The organism is Spirochaetota bacterium (assembly GCA_034190085.1).
In the GTDB taxonomy this organism is placed as follows: domain Bacteria; phylum Spirochaetota; class UBA4802; order UBA4802; family JAFGDQ01; genus JAXHTS01.
Map to the genome: position 1 here is coordinate 1 of JAXHTS010000001.1, position 20972 is coordinate 20972.

At 36.9% G+C, this 20972-nt stretch carries 11 protein-coding genes; 9 read left to right on the top strand and 2 right to left on the bottom strand.

Annotated elements, in window-relative coordinates:
- Positions 1-474 precede the first annotated feature (474 nt).
- On the top strand, positions 475-3096 hold the full coding sequence (gene alaS, locus SVZ03_00005; GenBank protein ID MDY6932585.1) for an alanine--tRNA ligase: 2622 nt from the start codon (positions 475-477) through the stop codon (positions 3094-3096).
- Positions 3097-3117: 21 nt separating this feature from the next.
- A complete protein-coding gene (gene asnS / locus SVZ03_00010; GenBank protein ID MDY6932586.1) occupies positions 3118-4503 on the top strand; it encodes an asparagine--tRNA ligase in 1386 nt (461 codons plus the stop codon).
- Positions 4504-4609: 106 nt separating this feature from the next.
- On the opposite strand, the gene galE is transcribed toward asnS, so the two are convergent.
- Positions 4610-5584, bottom strand: a complete 975-nt coding sequence (gene galE, locus SVZ03_00015) for a UDP-glucose 4-epimerase GalE (protein ID MDY6932587.1) — start codon at positions 5582-5584, stop codon at positions 4610-4612.
- Positions 5585-6248: 664 nt separating this feature from the next.
- On the opposite strand from galE, the gene SVZ03_00020 reads away from it, so the two are divergent.
- From SVZ03_00020 to SVZ03_00050, 7 genes are all read left to right on the top strand, one after another.
- Positions 6249-7805 (top strand): hypothetical protein, encoded by a 1557-nt coding sequence (locus SVZ03_00020; GenBank protein ID MDY6932588.1) that lies wholly within the window; start codon positions 6249-6251, stop codon positions 7803-7805.
- A gap of 345 nt (positions 7806-8150) precedes the next feature.
- Positions 8151-10646, top strand: coding sequence for a hypothetical protein (locus SVZ03_00025; GenBank protein ID MDY6932589.1), 2496 nt, complete (start codon positions 8151-8153; stop codon positions 10644-10646).
- 36 nt (positions 10647-10682) lie between these two features.
- Positions 10683-13631: a DUF2341 domain-containing protein gene (locus tag SVZ03_00030; GenBank protein ID MDY6932590.1), complete on the top strand. Its 2949-nt coding sequence runs from the start codon at positions 10683-10685 to the stop codon at positions 13629-13631.
- Positions 13632-13682: 51 nt separating this feature from the next.
- Entirely contained in the window at positions 13683-14903 is a 1221-nt protein-coding gene (locus tag SVZ03_00035; protein MDY6932591.1) for a CoA transferase, read from the top strand.
- Positions 14904-15704: 801 nt separating this feature from the next.
- On the top strand, positions 15705-15935 hold the full coding sequence (locus SVZ03_00040) for a hypothetical protein (GenBank protein ID MDY6932592.1): 231 nt from the start codon (positions 15705-15707) through the stop codon (positions 15933-15935).
- 783 nt (positions 15936-16718) lie between these two features.
- Complete coding sequence (locus tag SVZ03_00045; protein MDY6932593.1) at positions 16719-17066, top strand: hypothetical protein; 348 nt, start codon at positions 16719-16721, stop codon at positions 17064-17066.
- A gap of 64 nt (positions 17067-17130) precedes the next feature.
- Positions 17131-17889 carry a UPF0280 family protein gene (locus SVZ03_00050; protein ID MDY6932594.1) on the top strand — a complete coding sequence of 253 codons (759 nt, stop codon included), beginning with the start codon at positions 17131-17133 and terminating at the stop codon, positions 17887-17889.
- A 75-nt stretch (positions 17890-17964) separates the two neighbouring features.
- Here SVZ03_00050 and SVZ03_00055 read toward each other — a convergent pair whose 3' ends face one another.
- Positions 17965-20625 (bottom strand): MMPL family transporter, encoded by a 2661-nt coding sequence (locus SVZ03_00055; GenBank protein MDY6932595.1) that lies wholly within the window; start codon positions 20623-20625, stop codon positions 17965-17967.
- Between the last annotated feature and the right edge of the window lie 347 nt (positions 20626-20972).

Consider the following 20972-nt stretch of genomic DNA (forward strand, 5'->3'; position numbering starts at 1 on the left):
AGAAGAATTGCTTTTATCTTATCTGCATTTTTGATGTCTCTTCTTCTTTTCGCTTCTCGATGGGCGTCTTTAAGCTCTTGGATTTGTTCTGTATTTAGAAAGTTCATATACTTTCTAAATCGTATTAGCTCATTAAGAATTATTTCGTAAACTTATTGCGTTTTAGTATAACATAACATTGAAAGTGAGATATACTATATTCTATATGTGTAAGAATTAAAAAAAGTGAGGATTGATAATATTTTGGTATTGATCTATAAGATAAAAAAATATACTATCAGGAAAATAGTTTAGACAGAAATCAATAAAATATACTCTAATCTTTTGAAATTTAGTGAATACATATAATAAATACAAAATAACTAATATATGTAATTAATTCTTGCAGTCAAAAAGAATTTAACAAATTATTTAGCTTTATATAAATAAAGGGATATTTTTGGAACTAACTATGTTGCTAATAAGGTGTATAGAATGTTAAAGGTTAACGATCTAAGAAAGTCTTTCCTTCAATTCTTTGAATTGAGAGATCACAAAATCATAGCTTCGAGTTCTCTTGTTCCGAGGAATGATCCGACATTGCTGTTTACAAATGCTGGAATGGTTCAGTTTAAAAATGTTTTTTTAGGACAGGAAAAACGCAGCTACAATCGAGCTGCAACTGTTCAGCGCTGTGTTCGAGCAGGAGGGAAGCATAATGACCTTGAAAAGGTAGGTTATACCGCTCGACATCACACCTTCTTTGAAATGCTGGGCAATTTTAGCTTTGGTGATTATTTCAAGCTTGAGGCTATTACATATGCTTGGGATTTCTTAACAAAGGAATTGCGACTGCCTGAAGAGCGCTTCTGGATAACAGTTTACAAGGATGATGATGAGGCTGCGGATATTTGGCTTAATGAGATCGGCATCAACCCAAAGCGCTTTTCTAGAATGGGCGAGAAGGATAACTTCTGGGCAATGGGGGATACAGGGCCTTGTGGTCCATGTTCTGAAATTTTTTATGACCATGGCAAGGATGTGCCAGGCGGGCCTCCCGGAAGCCCTAATGATCATATGGATCGTTTTGTGGAGATATGGAACCTCGTCTTTATGCAGTACAATCGCTCTGCTGATGGTTCCTTAACCCCCCTTCCGAAACCATCTGTAGATACAGGTATGGGATTGGAACGTTTAGCCGCAGTAATTCAGGGTGTTCACAGCAACTATGATATTGATATTTTCCAGAATCTACTTAGAGCTGTGGCTGAAGTAACTGGCAAGGAGGATTTGGAAAACAAATCATTGCGTGTTATAGCTGATCACATCCGCTCAAGCAGTTTTCTAATAGCTGACAATGTACTGCCATCCAATGAGGGACGTGGTTATGTTTTGCGGCGCATTATTCGTCGTGCCATACGACATGGACATAAACTTAAATCTCCCCCTATCTTCTTTCATAATCTTGTTTCAACACTGGCGAAGGAGATGGGGGATGCTTATCCGGAATTACTCGATATTCAAACTAAAATTGGAAAAATACTATGCTATGAAGAAGAACAGTTTAACAGAACCTTAGATAATGGCATGAGTATTCTCGCGCAGGCGATAGAAGATCTCGATGGCAAAATTATTCCTGGCGAGATTGCATTCAAGTTGTATGATACATATGGATTTCCCCTTGACCTCACCGCTGATGTCGCAAGGGAGTATGATATCATAGTTGATGAGGTCGGATTCCTGAAGGCAATGGAGGAACAACGCACCAGGGGTAAAAGTAGCTGGAGGAAAAATGGATCTGCTTTTGAAAAAATATTTGAACAAATGTCCAATAATGCTGGTAGCACCAATTTCTTGGGATATGAAAACGATACAATCGAGTCAGATATCCTTGTTCTGGCCAACAATAAGGGTGTATTAGGCCAGCTAAAGATGAATGAAAGGGGTAGCTTGGTAACAAAGGATACATCCTTTTATGGGGAATCCGGAGGGCAGGTCGGTGATACCGGAAGGATTATATCATCTAATGGCATCTTCTGTGTCAACGACACAAAGATTTATAATGATACTATTATCCATACAGGTGAGGTTACAGATGGTGGATTCAGGGTTGGAGATAGGGTTAAGACTGAAATAGATGTACTGAAACGGAATCTAATACGATCAAATCACACTGCCACTCATCTTTTACAGGCTGCCCTTAGGATGATATTAGGAACTCACATTCAACAATCTGGATCACTTGTAGCCTCTGAAAGATTCAGGTTCGATTTTTTACATTTTAATCCCTTGACAGGGGAGGAGATAGCTGAGGTTGAAAGGATTGTAAATGATAAGATATGGCGTGCTTTACCAGTTACAACGGAAATAATGAATATTGATGAAGCCACAGCAAAGGGGGCGCTTGCTGTATTTGATGAGAAGTATGATGAGATGGTAAGGGTTGTAAGTGTAGAAAACTACAGTATGGAGCTTTGTGGCGGTACACATGTTGATAATACTGGCAAGATAGGAGTATTCAAGATACTCAAGGAGTCCTCTCCCGGCGCTGGTATGAGACGTATCGAGGCTGCAACGCTAAAGGGGATCTTGGATAGATTTATTGTACAACAAGAAATAGTATCTAAGCTGAGCAGAGGTCTTAATGTATCTGAAAAAGAGATAGTCAAGAAGGTTGAGCATATTGTCGAAAGCTACAATAATCTTTTAAAGGAATCGAAGAGAATAAAATCCGAGGATTTTATTACTGATATTGAGTCATTGATTTCGCATGCTTCAGTGGTTGGAGATGTTAAAATGATTACACATCAGTTCGATAATGTTGATGTTAATCAACTTCGCGAGATAGCCGATTTGATTCGGTCAAAGGAACAGCATTCCTTGGTTTGTTTCGGATCAAGATCTAATGACAAGGCCTTTCTTTTATGCGCCGCGACAAAAAAAGCAGTTGCAAAGGGTATTGACTGTGGAAGCCTAGTTAAGGAGATCGCTCCTATTATTGGTGGTGGGGGTGGAGGAAGAAAGGATATGGCACAAGCTGGGGGAAAATCAATGGAGAGACTCAGGGATGCTTTAGATAAAGCGGAAAACATTGCTCAAAGAATGATTATCAAGTAATGTTATCATTAGGAGAAGAAGTTGAATCGAACAATAATAAACAATTTACTTAACGCAGAATCCTCAGGATATGATGTCCTCATTAAGGGATGGATAAGAACAAAAAGAGAGTCAAAGGGATTTTGCTTTATTGAGGTTAATGATGGTTCTACTATCAGAAACATGCAGGTGATTGCTGATGAGACACTGCTAAAATATGATGAGATAAAAGCTTTGAGCGTTGGTTGTAGTGTATCCATATCAGGGGAGTTGGTGGATTCACCCGGCAAGGGACAAAGATATGAAATTAGGGCAAAGGAAATAATCGCCTATGGTATTGCTGATCCAGAGGCTTACCCGCTTCAGAAGAAGAGACATTCATTTGAATTTTTGCGGGAAATAGCTCATCTTAGACCAAGAACCAACACCTTTGGGGCTGTTTTAAGAGTGCGCAATGCTTTGACATTCGCAATTCATAAATTCTTTCAGGAGAGAGGTTTTATCTATGTTCACACACCAATAATAACTGCAAGCGATTGCGAGGGTGCTGGAGAGATATTCAAGGTTACCACTTTAGATCTAATGAGTTTAGCTAAGGGGAATGAAGATTTGGACTACACAAAGGACTTCTTCGGCAAAAAAGTCGGATTAACTGTTAGCGGACAATTAGAGGGTGAAGCACTTGCATCAGCCTTAGGTAATATATATACATTTGGTCCTACCTTCAGGGCTGAAAATTCAAACACAGCTAGACATTTGTCTGAGTTCTGGATGGTTGAGCCTGAAATGGCCTTTGCTGAACTGGAAGATAATGTTCGATTGGCAGAGGATTTCCTTAGGTATATATTAAAGTATTGTCTTGATAATTGTCAGGATGATATGGAATTCTTTAATATCAGAATTAAGAAGGGGATAATAGATACTATTGAGAAAATAATAAATTCTAAATTTGAGGTTATAACATATACAGAAGCTATTGATATATTAGCTGGATCCGGCATGAATTTTGAATTTCCAGTTAAATGGGGACTCGACCTTCAGTCAGAACATGAGAGATTTATTACTGAGAATAAGTTTAAAAAGCCGATAGTAATAATAAACTATCCTCAGGAGATTAAGGCCTTTTATATGAAGTTGAATCAGGATGAAAAGACAGTAAGAGCTATGGATGTTCTGGTTCCAGGAATAGGGGAGATCATCGGTGGCAGCGAACGAGAGGATCGCTATGATGTGCTTTTAAACAGGATGAAGAGTTCAGGAATTGATCCAGAAGACTATTGGTGGTATCTGGATATTAGAAGATTTGGCACTATTCCTCATTCAGGTTTTGGATTAGGTCTTGAAAGAACCATTCAACTTATTACAGGTATGCAGAATATACGTGATGTAATACCCTTCCCTAGATCTCCCAAGAGCGCTGATTTCTGATGGCATGAAAATGATCATTATACTCAGACTGTAGTATGTTACACTTCCAAGTGAAAACCTCTCATAATAATATTTCGAGATTTCAAAGATTGTATGTGTTTCTATCCTAAATACACTTTCTCTCCCATTCCAGGGCTGTTTTGCATATTAGCTCAATATCATCATATTGTGGCTTGAATTTTAGCTTTTCAACAATTTTTGAATTATCAGAAATTAAGATTGCTGCATCTCCTGCTCTTCTTGGGGCCAAGTCAACCCGGAAATCTATCTTGCTCACCTCTTTCATTGTCTCAATTACCTCCTTAACGCTGAAACCATGACCATAACCACAGTTGAATATATCGCTATCATTACTCTGGAGATACTCAAGAGCAATTAGGTGGGCCATAGCCAGATCATCAACATGTATATAATCTCTTATTCCGGTACCATCTGGAGTGTCATAATCATCTCCAAAAATATCAATTTTTTCTCTTGCCCCCAGAACAGTTTGTGCCGCAACCTTGATTAGGTGTGTTGCATTATCAAAAGACTGACCTATTCGTCCCTTCACATCAGCACCTGCTACATTAAAATACCTCAATATTGCATATTGAAAATTCAAGTTTGCCATTGCCGAATCTATGAGTACCTGTTCAATCATCATCTTGCTTGTGCCATAGGGACTGATGGGGCATAGAGGTTCATTCTCCCTCACTGGGATCTCCCTTGGATTTCCATAAACAGCGGCCGTAGATGAAAATATAAAATCTTTAATTCCATATTTATTGCAAAGATTGATTAAATTAATAGTATTAACAGTATTATTTAAATAATATTTTAATGGATTCTCTACGCTTTCAGGCACCACAATGCTTGCTGCAAAATGTATGATTGCGTCAAACCGCCTTTCCTGAATTATTTTCTCAATTAAACTAAAATCTGATAAATCAGCCTCTATAAATTCACCAAAGAGTATCGCACTCCTTTTCCCTGTTGATAGATTATCTACTGTTGTAATATTAAAATCACCCGTCTCACCTAAGAGTTTAACCACGTGACTTCCTATATAACCAGCCCCACCGGTAATTAATACATCCATTTGGTTTACCCTCATTTAAGTAATTGTGATAGTTTCATGTTGAAAAACCTCTTCATAAAGAACCTTGCTTCAAGGATTTATGCATTATCCTTTCACTATAGTCCCTCAATATTCAGACTGCTGACTCAGGAAATAGGATTTTTCAAAAATTCATATCATACATGGCTCTACTGCAAAAACTATTTTTGATGAAATTTTGCTTTCCATATCTTGCTATAACCGCCTGTAATTGGCTATAATCAATATCAGTATTAAAGAAATCGACTTTTTGCAGGAACGCCATACATAAATATTTCAAACATCTCAATTCTGAAATTTCTTTCGGATTATGAATAAATCATTACTGAAAGGATCATAAAGATCGATGCTTATCAATTAATATAATTTCAGTTAAAATGTCAACATGTATCTAATCGATTTTGGATCCTACTATACAGGGACTAATTTGGATATTAAATCACATTGTTTGATAATGTTCTTCTATTATATCATTAACTATATTTTTGGCAAATTTATCCATCTAATTCAATAGGTTCTATATGCACATATGAGTTCAAATTATGAATAATCAACAACACACATAAACAATAATTTCTCCATAAATATTTTATATTAATCACCTATCAAAATTGACGGACATCCTTTTTTTTTGTATTTTATCTATATGGAGGAACTTGAATTTGCTCCAAAGACTACACTAATGTATACCCGAGCAATCATTATTCTAATCCTCTCCTTTTTCATTTTTTTACAAAATACACAGGCATCAAAACAGATAAACAAAAAAGTAGATGAATCCGCTGTTGTTGAGGGTGAAGAAGATTACGAGTTTGAAGAATATGAAATGGAGGGAGAATCATCAATAGAGTATGAGTTCAATGGCTTTATTGATTTGGAAAATTTTATTAGCACTTACAAAGAAAATACCCCAAAAGAGACAAACCTTAAAAATGAAATAAAGAATAATTTTAATTTTTCAATTGTTGGAGGAAATTTCCAATCAACCATTGATATAAATCTATACATTAATTCCAATATTGTTGATGAAAGTTACAATGAAGACTATTTATACTCTCAAGACTTTGATGTTTCAAGAAATGTTAGACTTTCAAATAGATCCTACGAAATCATTTTTAATGAATTATATTTTGGTTATGGGATTGAGACACTAAGATTAAGGATTGGTAATCAAAAATATGGATGGGGAACTGCTGATGGTGTTAATCCTACATCCTATTTCAACCCACAGGATTTTCGTGAACTCCTCTTTAAGGATGACGATGAGACAAAGATACCCATCCCCTCCATATCGAGTATGGTTTTTTTGGCAGATTTAACCCTTGAACTTGTCTTTGCGCCAATACATGTTCCAATGCTCATGGCTGGAAAGGACACTTTCTGGGCAATCAAATATTGGGAAGGCCCATTCCCTGTTGTCGCTGATAAACCTGAGGAATTGGATGTTGTGTCAAAAAATTTTGGTTATGGTTGTCGATTATCATACAGCTTTTATGGAATTGACTTCTCGCTTAGCGGCTTTTATGGGCCAGATGTTGATCCTGTGATGAGGCCGATTGGCCCGACAACTATTCCAGGTGAATCAGTATCCCTTTTGGTTAGACCTGAATATAACATCAATAGCAAAATAGGACTCGATTTTTCAAAGACTATCGAGAGTCCTCTCGGTAATTTTGTGACACAATTCGAGACTGCCTTTTCACCTGACAAGTCAGGGGTTGTTGACCAAGGGGATGTACATAACATTGTAGATGCGGATAAGCTAGAGTTCCCATTTGAATTAAAAAAGGGAAAATATATTTCCTACTCTGTTGGTTTTAACTATTTTATTCCATTAAACAGAATATTTAAAGGTCATACAGGAGATACCATCTTGACATTTGAGTGGCATGAATCATTCTATTTAAATTCTGACATCCTGCAACCGGTATTAAGCGACATCTTGACATGCAAGTTTGAGGACAGCTACTTTAGCAATTATCTTACACTATCCCTGATCGCTGTAGTTGACACCCAAAACAATGGATTGGTGTTTATACCGGAGATTGGAGTTGATTTGCAGAACGGATTCGCACTATATATCGCTTATGCTTACATAGAGGATTATAATGAAGACTCTGACAACAAAATTGCAAACCAGTCAATGTTTGGATTATATAAAGATAATGATATTATTATTGTAAAAGCAAGGTATAAATACTGATATTCCGTTATTGTTAATAGTATTAATAAAATCCTGGAAATGTTAAAATATAAATAAATTGTAAAATTAAACATCATGGGTAGGAATAGCACGAATTTATCCATAATCCTTCCCAAAAATAGTAATAAGATTTACACTACTAACTAAATGAGAAAAAGATGTCCTTGCCTCATTGCCGACATTGGCGTTAGGGAGAAATATTCTTACCCTTTGATCATTATAAACGATAAAGTATAATTTTATTTCTTGAATAATATTTCAAGTAATCCATAACACGATCATATTGAGCTTGTGCTCCCAAAAAAATATATAGAAATTTTTTGAAATGTTAAATGGGGTAATATTATGAATTCTAAAATGATCAATCTCTTGTTAGTTCTTTTTTTAGTAATGATACCCATTGCAGATTGTGCCAAGGATGAGGATCGACAAATTATCCTATCAGGAAACCTAGAAATCGAGGATGAAGCATTTGGCCCTGCATTTGTAGCAATATCCATAACCGATGATATAGAAAAAATCGAAAATGATCCTTATGATACAATTGTTCAGATCGTTACTGTTGATACAAGTGATTATAGTTTTAATGTTGATCTATCTGAATCAGATCTTATTCCTGGGCAGGAGATTTTTATCTTTGGTTTTGTTGATAATGATTTCAATTATGGGATTCCAGTGCCAGGTGAAGGAGATTATGTTGGATTCTATTTTGACTTTCAGAACTGGAAGCCCTCCTATGTTTTACAAGAGGGACATAATGATGGAATGAACATTGAAGTAAAGCGAAGGGTCTATAACTTTGATGCCAAGGTATCCGGTGTAATAGATGGTGATTACATCGGTAATATTATTCTTGTAGCTTATGCCGGCGAGTTAACATCCATGACGGATTTCGGGGAATTAGATATAAATGGCATAGTAGGATACCAAAGATTATTTAAGGGTGATTCTGCATTACCCTACTCATTAAGGATATTCCCCTATGGATATAACATTCCTATTAAAAATGTGCTTCTGTTAGCCTTGTTTGATGACAATAAGAATGGCAAACCTGATGCTGGAGACATGATAGGTTTTTACTCTGATGAATACTACAATCTACCAAGGATGATTACAATTCATGAGGAGACGATGAATGATAGGATTATCCATTCTGATCCTAGTCATGTTATTAAGTTGACTGAGCCCTCTGGATATAATATACCAATTTGCGGAAGTCTGCATTTACCTGAGGGAGAAATATATGATGAAACCTCCAGTCCTCTCTTTTTATTTATTGCTGAAACGGATGACCCTACTCAACTTTTGGATGATCCATTCAGGCATGTTAAATATTTCAAGAAAATAGAACCACCAGTAGAGGGTCCCCCACCTGAGGAGGAAGTTCAGAGCATTGAATTTAACATCTTGTTATCAGAGACAGATTTGAGGGAGGGTGATGAAATCTCAATTGGATCCATCTGGGATATGGATTATTCAGGAGGATTACCCTTTCCCACCCAGGGAGATTATATTGGTTTTTATATTGATTCTTTCACCATTAGCCCGACCTACAAATTACAGAATCATGAAAACAGTGACATCAATATTCATGTTAATCGCATGATATATTCATTTGAATCTAAAATCGAAGGCACTTGCTTTGGATGTGACACTGGCGAGCTAACAATAATTGCATATGCTGGAGAAATATATTCATTCAATTTTATGGATGCCCTAGACTTCAATTATATAATTGGCTACCAAAAGAAAGCGATTGACCTTGCATACTCAAATTATTCCCTGGGAATATTGCCCTATGGCTATGATGTGCCAATACAAAATGTATATCTTCTGGCCATGCTGGATAAAAATGGGAATGGGATATGCGATGCTGGTGACATGATAGGGTACCATACTGTTGAGTCCAATAACCTTCCATCATTATTAACTGTTGATGATGGTTTAATAAGCAATAAGCATATTAACATGACAATGGAGATAGCAGAACCCTCGGGATATGAAATTCCTATTATTGGGAGTTTGGAAATACCAGAGGGAGAGGTCTATGACGAAGACTCCGATCCTCTTTATCTCATAATCGCTAAAACCAACTACTTCGGCGATATCTTTGATGATCCCGTAAATGTAATAAAATACTTCCAAAGAATAAAACCGCCTGAAAGGGGAATACAAATAATAGGGTTCAATATCGACCTCTCTCAAACAGATCTTCAGGCCGGAGATGATATCATCGTCTCTGGGATATGGGATAAGGACTTGATTAGCGGATTTCCCTTCCCAACAGAGGGGGATTATGTCGGGTTTTATATTAACTACAACGCCTTTAGCCCCACTTATAGATTGCAAAATGATATGAACGATGAGATAAATATAAAGGTTAATCGAAGTGTTTATGGTTTTGATTCAACTATATCAGGAACAGTTGAGGGAGGAGATGCAGGTGAACTAACAATTATTGCTTATGCTCTCGATATCAATTTACTTAATCTAGATTTCATCAATGTTGATAATATTATAGCTTATCAGAAAATCGAGAAGGGAGTGTTAGATCAAAATTACACCTTAGAGATTTTTCCTTATGGTCGGAATGTACCCATTGCAAACGTCCTTCTCATAGCCTTTCTTGACATAAATAGAAATGGTTTTTTTGATGGAGGAGATTATATAGGATACCACATTGCAGATGACGACATTTATTTCCCATCTATATTCACTGTTGTAGATGGAGAGAATTCAAATAAAGACATTAAAATGATTATACATATCCCTAGCCCTGAAGAGATGATACTGATCCTTCTCGATACAATCTCTCAATTACTGGAAGATATTTTCGGATAAAGAACATTAATGATTAAGAAAATAGGGAGCAGGTCCATGAATTTGAATAAGCTTAGAGTAATAGCAATCAACTTCTCTAAAATATACGTTTTAGCATTACTTACCCTCTGCTTATCCTTTTATTCATGCAATGGGTTAAGTGATTCTGTCTTAGATCCATCCGATTTCGTAACATCAGGAGACAGCATAGAGAATAATCATCCTCCCACACTCGAGACAATAGGTGATCGAACAGTGAAGGATGAAGAACTTCTACAATTTACAATATCTGCTGAAGATCCTGACAATGATGCGTTGACCTTTTATGCCAGCAACCTGCCAACAGGGGCAACCTTCGACCCTCATAACCTGCAATTTTTCTGGACACCTAATTATAATCAGACAGGAAATTATAAAAAAATTCTCTTTACTGTAACCGATAGCGGCATACCATCAAAGAGTGATTCTGAGTCTATCGCTATCTCAGTAGGTAATGTAAACCGACCTCCTTGCCTTGAGGAAATAGAGGATAAGCATGTCAAGGAGAATGAAATACTACAGTTTACTATCTCTGCAAGGGATCCTGATGGGGATGATTTAACCTACTCTGTTAGCAACCTTCCTAGGGGAGCGACCTTTAATGCCTCCACTGGAGAATTTTTTTGGCAACCAGATTATACTCAGTCCGGAAATCACAAGGACATTCTTTTCACTGTGATTGATAATGGAACGCCATCAACGTTAAGCGACTCTAAGGCTATCAACATCACAGTCGGGATGGTGAATTCCCCTCCTATCCTTACACCAATAGGGGATAAGCTAGTCAATGAAAATGATACCCTTAGCTTTACAATATCCGCCACTGATATTGATGGAGACGAATTGACTTATTCAGCCAGCAACCTTCCAACAGGCGCGAGTCTTAATACTCCCCAGAGACTATTTAGCTGGACTCCTGACTATTCACAATCCGGTAATTATAAAAATATTCTCTTCGTTGTGACTGATAATGGAACTCCATCAGAAAATGATTATGAAGAGATCACCATCACCGTCGGAAATGTCAACCGACCCCCCCTTTGGGATACTATAGGGGACAAGACAATTAGCGAGGGGGAGCTTCTTCAATTCACTATATCCGCGACAGACCCTGATGGGGACGGACTAATCTATTCAGGCAGCAATCTTCCAACAGGCGCATATTTCAACAGCCAAACTAGAGTATTCTCCTGGATACCAGATTATACCCAATCAGGAAATTATAGGGATATAACCTTCACCGTTGTTGACGATGGGATTCCCACAGAGGGTGATAATGAGGCTATCACTATCACTGTGGGAAATATTAATCGTCCTCCTGTACTTGATCCAATAGGAGACAGGAACCTCACTGAGGGTGAGCTTTTAGAATTCACAATATTCTCAACAGATCCGGATGGCGACAACTTGACCTACTCAGCCTCTAATCTTCCTAAAGGCGCAGACTTTAACAGCGACACAAGGATATTTTCATGGACGCCCAACTATAGTCAATCCGGCATTTATACAGACGTTAAATTCACTGTGACTGACAATGGAATACCTAATGAGAGCGACTTAGAGAATATCACCATTACTGTAAATAACAGACAATGGTGGGATATATCCTGGGGATACCGTAGAGAAATTATTCTATCTGACAATGGTTCTGAATGGGATCTAACCAATTATCAGGTAAACATTAATTTGGATTCATCTTTTGATTTTGCCAAAGCAGATGAGAATGGCGATGATATACGATTTACTTATTATGAGTCAATGACTCAAAGCGAATCAGAGATAAATTACTGGATTGAAAACTGGGATGTAGTAGCAAAAGAGGCTTCAATATGGGTGAATGTTACAACAATCCCTAGTGATTCAATTGCTGTAATCTATATATATTACGGCAATGATTCTGTTTCTGCCGTATCTTCAAAAGAACTAACCTTTTATAATGACAACTTTATTGATACTTTTTACAATAGTACTAAAATTGATACCCAAGAATCTAGTAATATAAGTGTATATAACAATAATGTAATTATTGATATCGATCAATATACTACAATCTATAACTATGATGGTGTTACTCAATCTTTATCAGTTCCAAAAGCGTATGAGAACGATGTTGACCGTTTCCCTTTTGAAGGCGATCCAGCTCGCAGAAATGATCATGAAGAGGCAACAGATTCGCAATATGCAGCTATTGCTGCTTCTGATAATAACAGATGGGAAACTGACAATCCCGGTTATAGTGTAATATGGGGTTGTGACGAAATGATGCTGTGGCTGGATATGGTAATCGATGAACCATTAGAGGATATCACTTATATAGACTTGACATTTGAAGGATATTATAGCGATCAAAGTGGTGACTTTAGGATATATGTTTTGGAGAGAGGCGCTGACTGGTGGATGGATGAATCCTGGAATCAATTAGGCAGCGAATTGAGCATCCCATCTGGAACTGATGGAGTGATAAGTCGTCCCATATCTTCAGATTTTGACGCTTACATAGACGAACTGGATGGCAATATTACCTGGGTAGTTGGAGCGCCAGATGTGTGTAGAGAACGTCTATACATCGATTATGTGGAGATGGAGGTCTTTACTCATTCAACACTTGTCTCTGTTGCGATTCCAGAGGATGAAAATACTCGACTGATTGCAGGAGAGACACTATCCTTCAATGATACAGAGCCAACAAATACTGAGATAAGATATTACATTGAATACAATACCGGCGATTCCTGGACATTAATTCCAGATTCATGTTTATTCGGAAATTTTGCGGGATTTGACGAATCTCAAGTTGACATCTCTTCTATAGCAAGAGACTATGGAAGAATTAGACTAAGGGCGGAGTTGTCTACAACAAACTCTTCAATCACACCTATATTACATGACTGGAAAGTATTTCACTCTTACCGAAAATACGTTGATCCTGAACCATCGTATAATGTTGGCGAGGAAGAATCCCTTTAGATATTCCTTAAATGCTCGTGAAAGAATTAAACACAAAGGAGCTGAATACCTATGAATCCATCAGCGTTATCTGACATAAAGGTAGTAGAGTGGAGCGAATCTGTCTCAGGGCCTTATTGCGGGAAGCTTCTTGCTGATTTGGGGGCTGAGGTTATAAAAATTGAAAGGCCTGGTTTTGGGGACCGATCCAGGAGCTACGGCCCTTTTCCGCAAGACATACCTCACTATGAAAAGAGCGGTCTATTTCTATATCTCAATACCAATAAAAAAAGTGTAACCTTAGATGTTACAAAAGCGACTGGTGCTGAGATTTTTAGAGAATTAGTAAAATCTGCAGATGTTCTCGTTGAGAACAATCCCCCTAGTTTGGTTGAAAAGCTATGTTTAAATTTTAAAAATTTAAAAAAGCTTAATAAAAAATTAATTGTAACATCGATTACTCCCTTTGGATATACTGGACCCTATCGAGATCACAAGGCATGCGAGCTTACCAGCTTTAATTTAAGCGGTTTAGCATTTACCAATCCTTATGTTGGTGTAGATAATATTGAGGAACAACCACCCTTGAAGGGGCCACCGCATCAAGGTGAAATTATTGCTGGTTTAGGAGGAGCAATAACCACAATGTCAGCTATTTTTGCATGTAACATATCAGGATTTGGGCAACACGTAGACATATCAGAGCAGGAAGCCTTAACCTCTATGATCCGACGAGACCTTGGCCTTTATAATTATGAGGGTATAATTAAGACTAGGATTAAGGGGAGTCAACCTCAGGTTGAATTTGTGATGGGTCATTGTAAAAATGGTTACTTCTATATGCTTTGTAATACTGACAAGTTCTGGGATGCCTGGGTGGAGCTGATGGACAGTCCTGATTGGACAAAAGAAGCCTTTTGCCAGGATCGCGCTTCAAGGCGGGAAAATTGGTATAAGATCAGGCCAAGGATAGAGGAGTGGTCAGAAGGACAACTTCTCGAGGATATAGTCAGCGAAGCTCAATCGAGACGCATTCCCTGCATGCCCATCAACACCATTGAAGAATTGTACAAATCTGAACTTTTAAAAGATCGAGACTATTTTGTAGAAATTGATCATAAAGAGGCTGGCAAAATAAAATATCCGGGGGCACCTTATAAATTATCACAAACCCCTTGGCATATTAAGTCTCCTGCTCCTCTTTTGGGTGAACACAATGATAAAATTCTTGGTGGACAACTCGGTTATTCCAGAAAGGATTTAGTAAAGATGAGAGTAGAGGGAGTAATATGAGCCGATTGCTCCCCAACTAAATACCTTTTGGAAAAGATAATCCTCTGAAAAACTCGGCACAAACTCCCTGACTCCTAAAGGCATATATCATTTTAGCCTGCTTATTGACAAAAAACCAGCCCAGGGCAAGGCAACTGAACTTCCGGTTTTGAAATTGAATTATCCGTGAATAATTCAATACACACAAATCTGCCTGTGCTCGTCAAGCGGATGCCGATGTTGTTGTACTCGTTATACGGGTCGTTACTGCACCAATTGCCGGCCTGCATTCTATTAGCAAAGTCGTTTCTGCTTCCGTTGCGAATCACTCGATTCGAACGGCTTATGATGCCATGCCCCTTAATTTGTATTTTAGCAAATTATTGCCATGATCATTAAATGTCAAATCAGACTCAGCATGCTGCTTAGTTCTATTTTTAATTTTTACTTTCAATATCTTTCACATATTCTATTTCCGAAGGAAATAGTAATATCTCTATCTAGTAATTCAGCTTTCATATGCCGATGACCTCATGTTGATTTCTTACTCAACTGATCGTAGACCCAACCAAGGGCATCCATCTTTTTTACTTCATTTCACCTTTATCGAGTTATCGAGAGTTAATATATCGTGTCCTTCTTTGTGAGCATTAGAGCATTGAATAAATCATATACTTTACGCACTAACATTGATTCCAGATTCCAGCGTGCAACATTCAAAAAAATTAATAAAGCGAGTTCGGTGATTGACACTTTATTAGCTCGATAATTATAAAATAATGTAATATTATTGTCTTCTCAGAATATAGCGATGAGAAACGGATGATTTTAAACATAAAGGTAATAACTCTTATGAAATTTTGGTTTGTTACCTTTTCATCGGTAGTTTGCCTTTTACTTCTATATGTTTACAAAAAGCCAGTCAAGTTGAGTAAAGACCTTGTTTTTATCCAGCAGTTTGCGGTTTTCATTGGCCAACTGGTCGTTGGCACCCAGAATGTCTTTAAGGATCTTAATCTCCATATCATTCTACTTCTATGCTTTTTATCATAAGTTCTCTTCCGGCGATTATTTTCATACTGTCATTGTCACAATAAAGGTATGTCCATGCTTCTTTTTGGGGAATTGTCGAAGTCTGTTTATTACCAGTAACTAAAAAAGGTTACATCAGCGGATTTTGAAAAACTCAAAATGCTGGTTTTTGATAAGTTATTGAATTTGCTTGCTCAAATCCGTAATATCTTCCGGAAGTATTGGTTTGGGCTATATGAATGAGGTCATCAAGGGAAGAAAAGGAGTCTTTCTTTTGTTTTGCAAAGATCTGTAACCTATATTCTAGGTGATTCTATATAACCATGTATGCATCTTACTGTCTTCTCAGTAATCATCGATACTGCGCCAAGTTTGCACAAAGGCTTCTTAGGTAACACACTCTGCATCTTCTATGCTCCCCGTTGGTTGATACGTTAAATTATATATTTTCGTTCCAAATGTGCTACATAAATACTCGACACCCTCCTCATTATCAGCTTAAAGGTTTTTTATTAATTCTCCTTGAATAAGACTTTTCATTTATATTTTAGAAATACAGCTGCATATTACACTGATAGTTAGAAAGCCTAACAAGTAAGTATATAGTTTTCTGTATAGTAAGAATAATACTGACAAGCAAAATTAAATAATGATTGAAGCTTCTTTGTGCAAAATACAACTTGACATTCGGTTAATTCTCCTTTGGAATTTCTCAAAAGGATTTTCAATCCCCATCCTTTTATCTGCCTGTTAAGCAATATTTGAATGACAAAGGAGGATTTATTGATAAGGGAGGTAAATTGAATGAAATGTACTTTATGTAGCTATGAAGGGTCTAGAAGTAAGTTTAAGAGGGAATTAAATTCTATATATACTACAGCTAGCGGTTTAAAGCCAAGAATATGTCCTAGCTGTAATCAGCATAACTTTTTTTCTCATGTTGATGAGTTAGAAGATGATGAAAGAGAACTCAAGGCTTTATGTATTAAAATGGACGATGCGATCAGGACAGACAATATTGATATTGCCAGCTTAAGAAAAGATATAAAAAAAATGATCGAACTTAATACTTTTCTGAATGCAGAATGGGTTGAAAGATTTATTGATTTTGCTTATGCAAAGATAAGAGAGGCTCAGGTCAATTCTGGTTAATATGAATAATTAGATATTTTTCGATTTTTATCCTTTATTTTAGATATGGATGTATTTTAGAAATATGGTTGAATCTAATGATTGTGAAATAAAGGGAGAATTACTATCCTTCAATACTTCATTCCGGGAGACTGATCTATGCATCTGGTCACAATGTGAGCTTAGGGAGGAGGCTCTAAAGATTGTATTAAAATGTCGCTCCTCATTAGATGATTACGTTGAACGGTACCCATCTTTTCGAACAGCCCTTGAACCATTTCCAGTTAAAGAAGATGCTCCATCTATAGTAAAGGAAATGTCAAAGATGACAGAAAGGGTTTCTGTAGGACCAATGGCCGCTGTTGCTGGCGCAATTGCCCAGAAGGTTGGGGAAGAGTTGCTTGCAATTACTCCAGAGATCATAGTCGAGAACGGGGGGGATATCTTTATAAAAGTCGATAGAAAGAAGGTGATAAATATCTATGCTGGCGAGTCTCCCTTCATCGGAGAGATTGCCCTGGAGATAGAACCTGAGGATATGCCTCTGGGGGTTTGTACTTCTTCTGGAATGTTGGGGCATTCATTTAGTTTTGGTAGGGCCGATGCTGTCATAGCGCTTGCTCCTTCTGCTACGTTAGCTGATGCTGCAGCTACTGCTATATGCAATCAAATTATGGATGTCTCGGATATTCCTAAGGGAATCGAATTCGCTCAGCGAATCGACGGCTTAGAGGGTGTTGTTATATTAAAGGATAACACGATGGGGAGATGTGGTAAAGTAAACCTGATAGGGCCTAAACTATTTCTTCAGAATAGAAAAGTCGAAATTGTTTCCTTCTCATAACTCGCTTCAATATTGCTATCGCTATTCTACAAGTTCCATTTGCATCTATAGCCCTTATGCGGAGGATGAAAAATATTAATCTTCCACCTTTACGCCAAAGAGTCTTCCAATGTAGAGGTATTTCCAAATAATGGATTCAGATTTAGATTCCTCTAAAGATGCCTTGGTGGCTTTAATTACAGAGGGCAACACTACTAATGCTCCAATTGTGGTGGCGATCATTGTAATAGCTATGAGAATTCCAAAATACATATTCGGTTTAAATGTTGACAGTAAGAAAACAGCGAATCCCAAAACTAGCGCCATTGATGTAAAGATAATGGCTTTCCCCGCAATCGCAAGTGTTTTCCCAATTGACTCATCAATGTTATAGCCCTGAGCCAACATATGTTTGATCGTATTAAAAAAATGGATAGTATCATCCACACCAATTCCGATTGTTATTGAAGCAATAATTGCAGTTGCCATGTCAAGATCTATGCCAAACCAGCCCATAATGCCAAAATTCATTATAACAGCACAGCTCATTGGGACTAGTCCTATTAAACCTATGGATATCTTTTTAAAGAGCAATACAATAATTATTCCGACTACTATTATGCATAAGATTAAACTCAAGACCTGTCCGGTCACAACATATTCAGCTAAACGTATAAAAATTGGTATATCACCGGTTATTCTGTATGAGTAATCGGAAAATTCTGTCTTCATATGGGCTCGGATTCTCTTTAAGATCCTATCCATTTCTGATGTGCTGAGGACTTTGTTTTTCTTATCGAACATCAGGGAAAAAACATGAATAGTTCTAAATTCCGGACATGTAAATATTTCAAATTCATCTATTCTTCCGTCAGAATTTGAATCCTCCCCAGAGGCTAATTCAAAATAGTCTAGCACATCAACATATTTTTCAGGAATCTTATAATATTGGATCTTATCATTGTTCATTGCCATGTGCATCTTTTTAACAATATCCTGAAAGGAATTCGCCCGACCAATATTGAGATCAACATTACTTTCACTTTGAAGCCATTTGCAGAATTCATCAACCTTTTTGAGGAATTCAGGCTTTTTAATGCCATCCTCCTCCCCTGTATCTATTAGTATATTAACTGGAAATGATCCTCCAAATCTTTTCCCTATAATCCTGTCAGCGATTCTGATATAGCTATCCTCTTTAAAAAAACCCCATGGAGACATCTCTACCTTCATCTTAGTCATGCCAACAATGGATATTGAAATTATTATTATTACTACTATCAAACAAGCCTTATAGTGTTTAGTGGAGATAACGGTCATAAGGGAGGTTATTTTATCAATTAGTGTGACTTTTACACTTTTATCTTTGTTTAACATGAATCTGGGCATCTTATGTGGAAGAAGGACACATACAGCAGGGATCAGAGTAATAGAAATGATTACGCATATTACTGCTCCTAAAGAGGCAAGGAAGGCCCATTCACTTATGGCAGTAACCTTGTTCGTTGTAATAGTAACAAATCCAAAGAAGGTTGTTAAACCTGCAAGGAGAACCGTAATTGAGATATGATGCATAGCTTGCTTAAAGCCTTCATGTCTCCCCTTTTCTGTAATCAGATTAAAATCTATATAATACTGATTCATTATGTGAATGGAATAGGAACTGCCAATGGCCATTAAGAGTGAAGGGAGGCCCACTGCCATTATTGTTATCTTATAACCTGCATGACCCATAAAGCCGAGGAGCCAAATATCGCTGATTATAAGTGTCAATAATGGGAGCACAACTCCCCTCAGAGATCTAAAATTAAAGAAAAAAACCATCAGCATCAATATTAATACCGCTGGAAGAAATTTTTTTAGATCATCCTGCATGTATCCATTTACGAGATAGTTCATTACTGGGGCGCCCAAGGATACAACCCTTATGTTGTCGTAATTGCTGGTGATCTCCCATATCTCTTCGCCAATATCGTGATGGTCGTCAGTAGTATCCAATTGAATGATAATTCCCAAATCAGTGATCTCCCCAGTCTTGGGGTCCCTAGCATAAATCTGTTGTTCATAGAAGGGAGTCTTTGTTATTCTCTTTTTTATGAATTCATATTCTTCCTTCGATTTAGGTAATATTCTTTTTCCATTATCATCCCTTTTAATTAAATCGTAAAACTCCAAGGTGTCATTTTCCCCTGTCACATCCTGCATAGTAAAGAGTGAGGCAATTCTCTTCACCCTTTCCTTTGCTTTAATACTATTTGTTATTTCAATCTCTTTTAATAATTTATTAAGATCATTCTGATCTAGTATCTCAACCCTGCCTATATATTTTTTAATCTTTCTTCTTAAGGTTTTCTGAAACACGATATCATTATTAAAATAATCAAGCAGATCAATATATTTTATTTCTCCCTTAGAAAATGCATTTTCTAATCTGGTTATTCTTGAGTCCTCCAATTCCTTGTCTAAAAACTTGAATTCCTCTATCTCTGATATGAGGTTATCAATATCCATAAAAACATCATTGCTCCACAGATTATCACTATAAACATCTATCATTACTATTTTGCTGATATTCCCATAGACTTTCAGCGCCTTTTTGTAATATATGTATTCCTCATCTCCCTGTGGCATCATTGTATCTATAGAGTAATCAAATACCAGTTTTGGCAATCCCAGTGAAAAAATGACTGTTATGATTGTAAAACATAGGAGTGTAATTTTAGGCCGCTTAATTACCCATTCAATATATCTTTCCATAATAAATAACCATAAATAATAATTTTATTTTGAGATTTATTCCTTAAAATTCTGAACTTGGATAGGGGAAAATGTTTTTATTTTTATAATCTCTTGAATAATATAGTAATTTGTCAACTATTATAAAGAAGATTTATTATTGTAACTGCTCGAAAATTCAGTAATTAGTCAATCTTAATTTGAATCAATGAATTATTGAGTAGTTACATGAAGATTTTGTCAAATAAATTACATGGATGCACGCTGCGAGATCTGACACTTTTTTCCCATGAGGGGAATATGTGATGGTTTTCTCATCGGAGGGGCAGATATTATCTTAACTATTACACTTGATGATTTGAATTAGC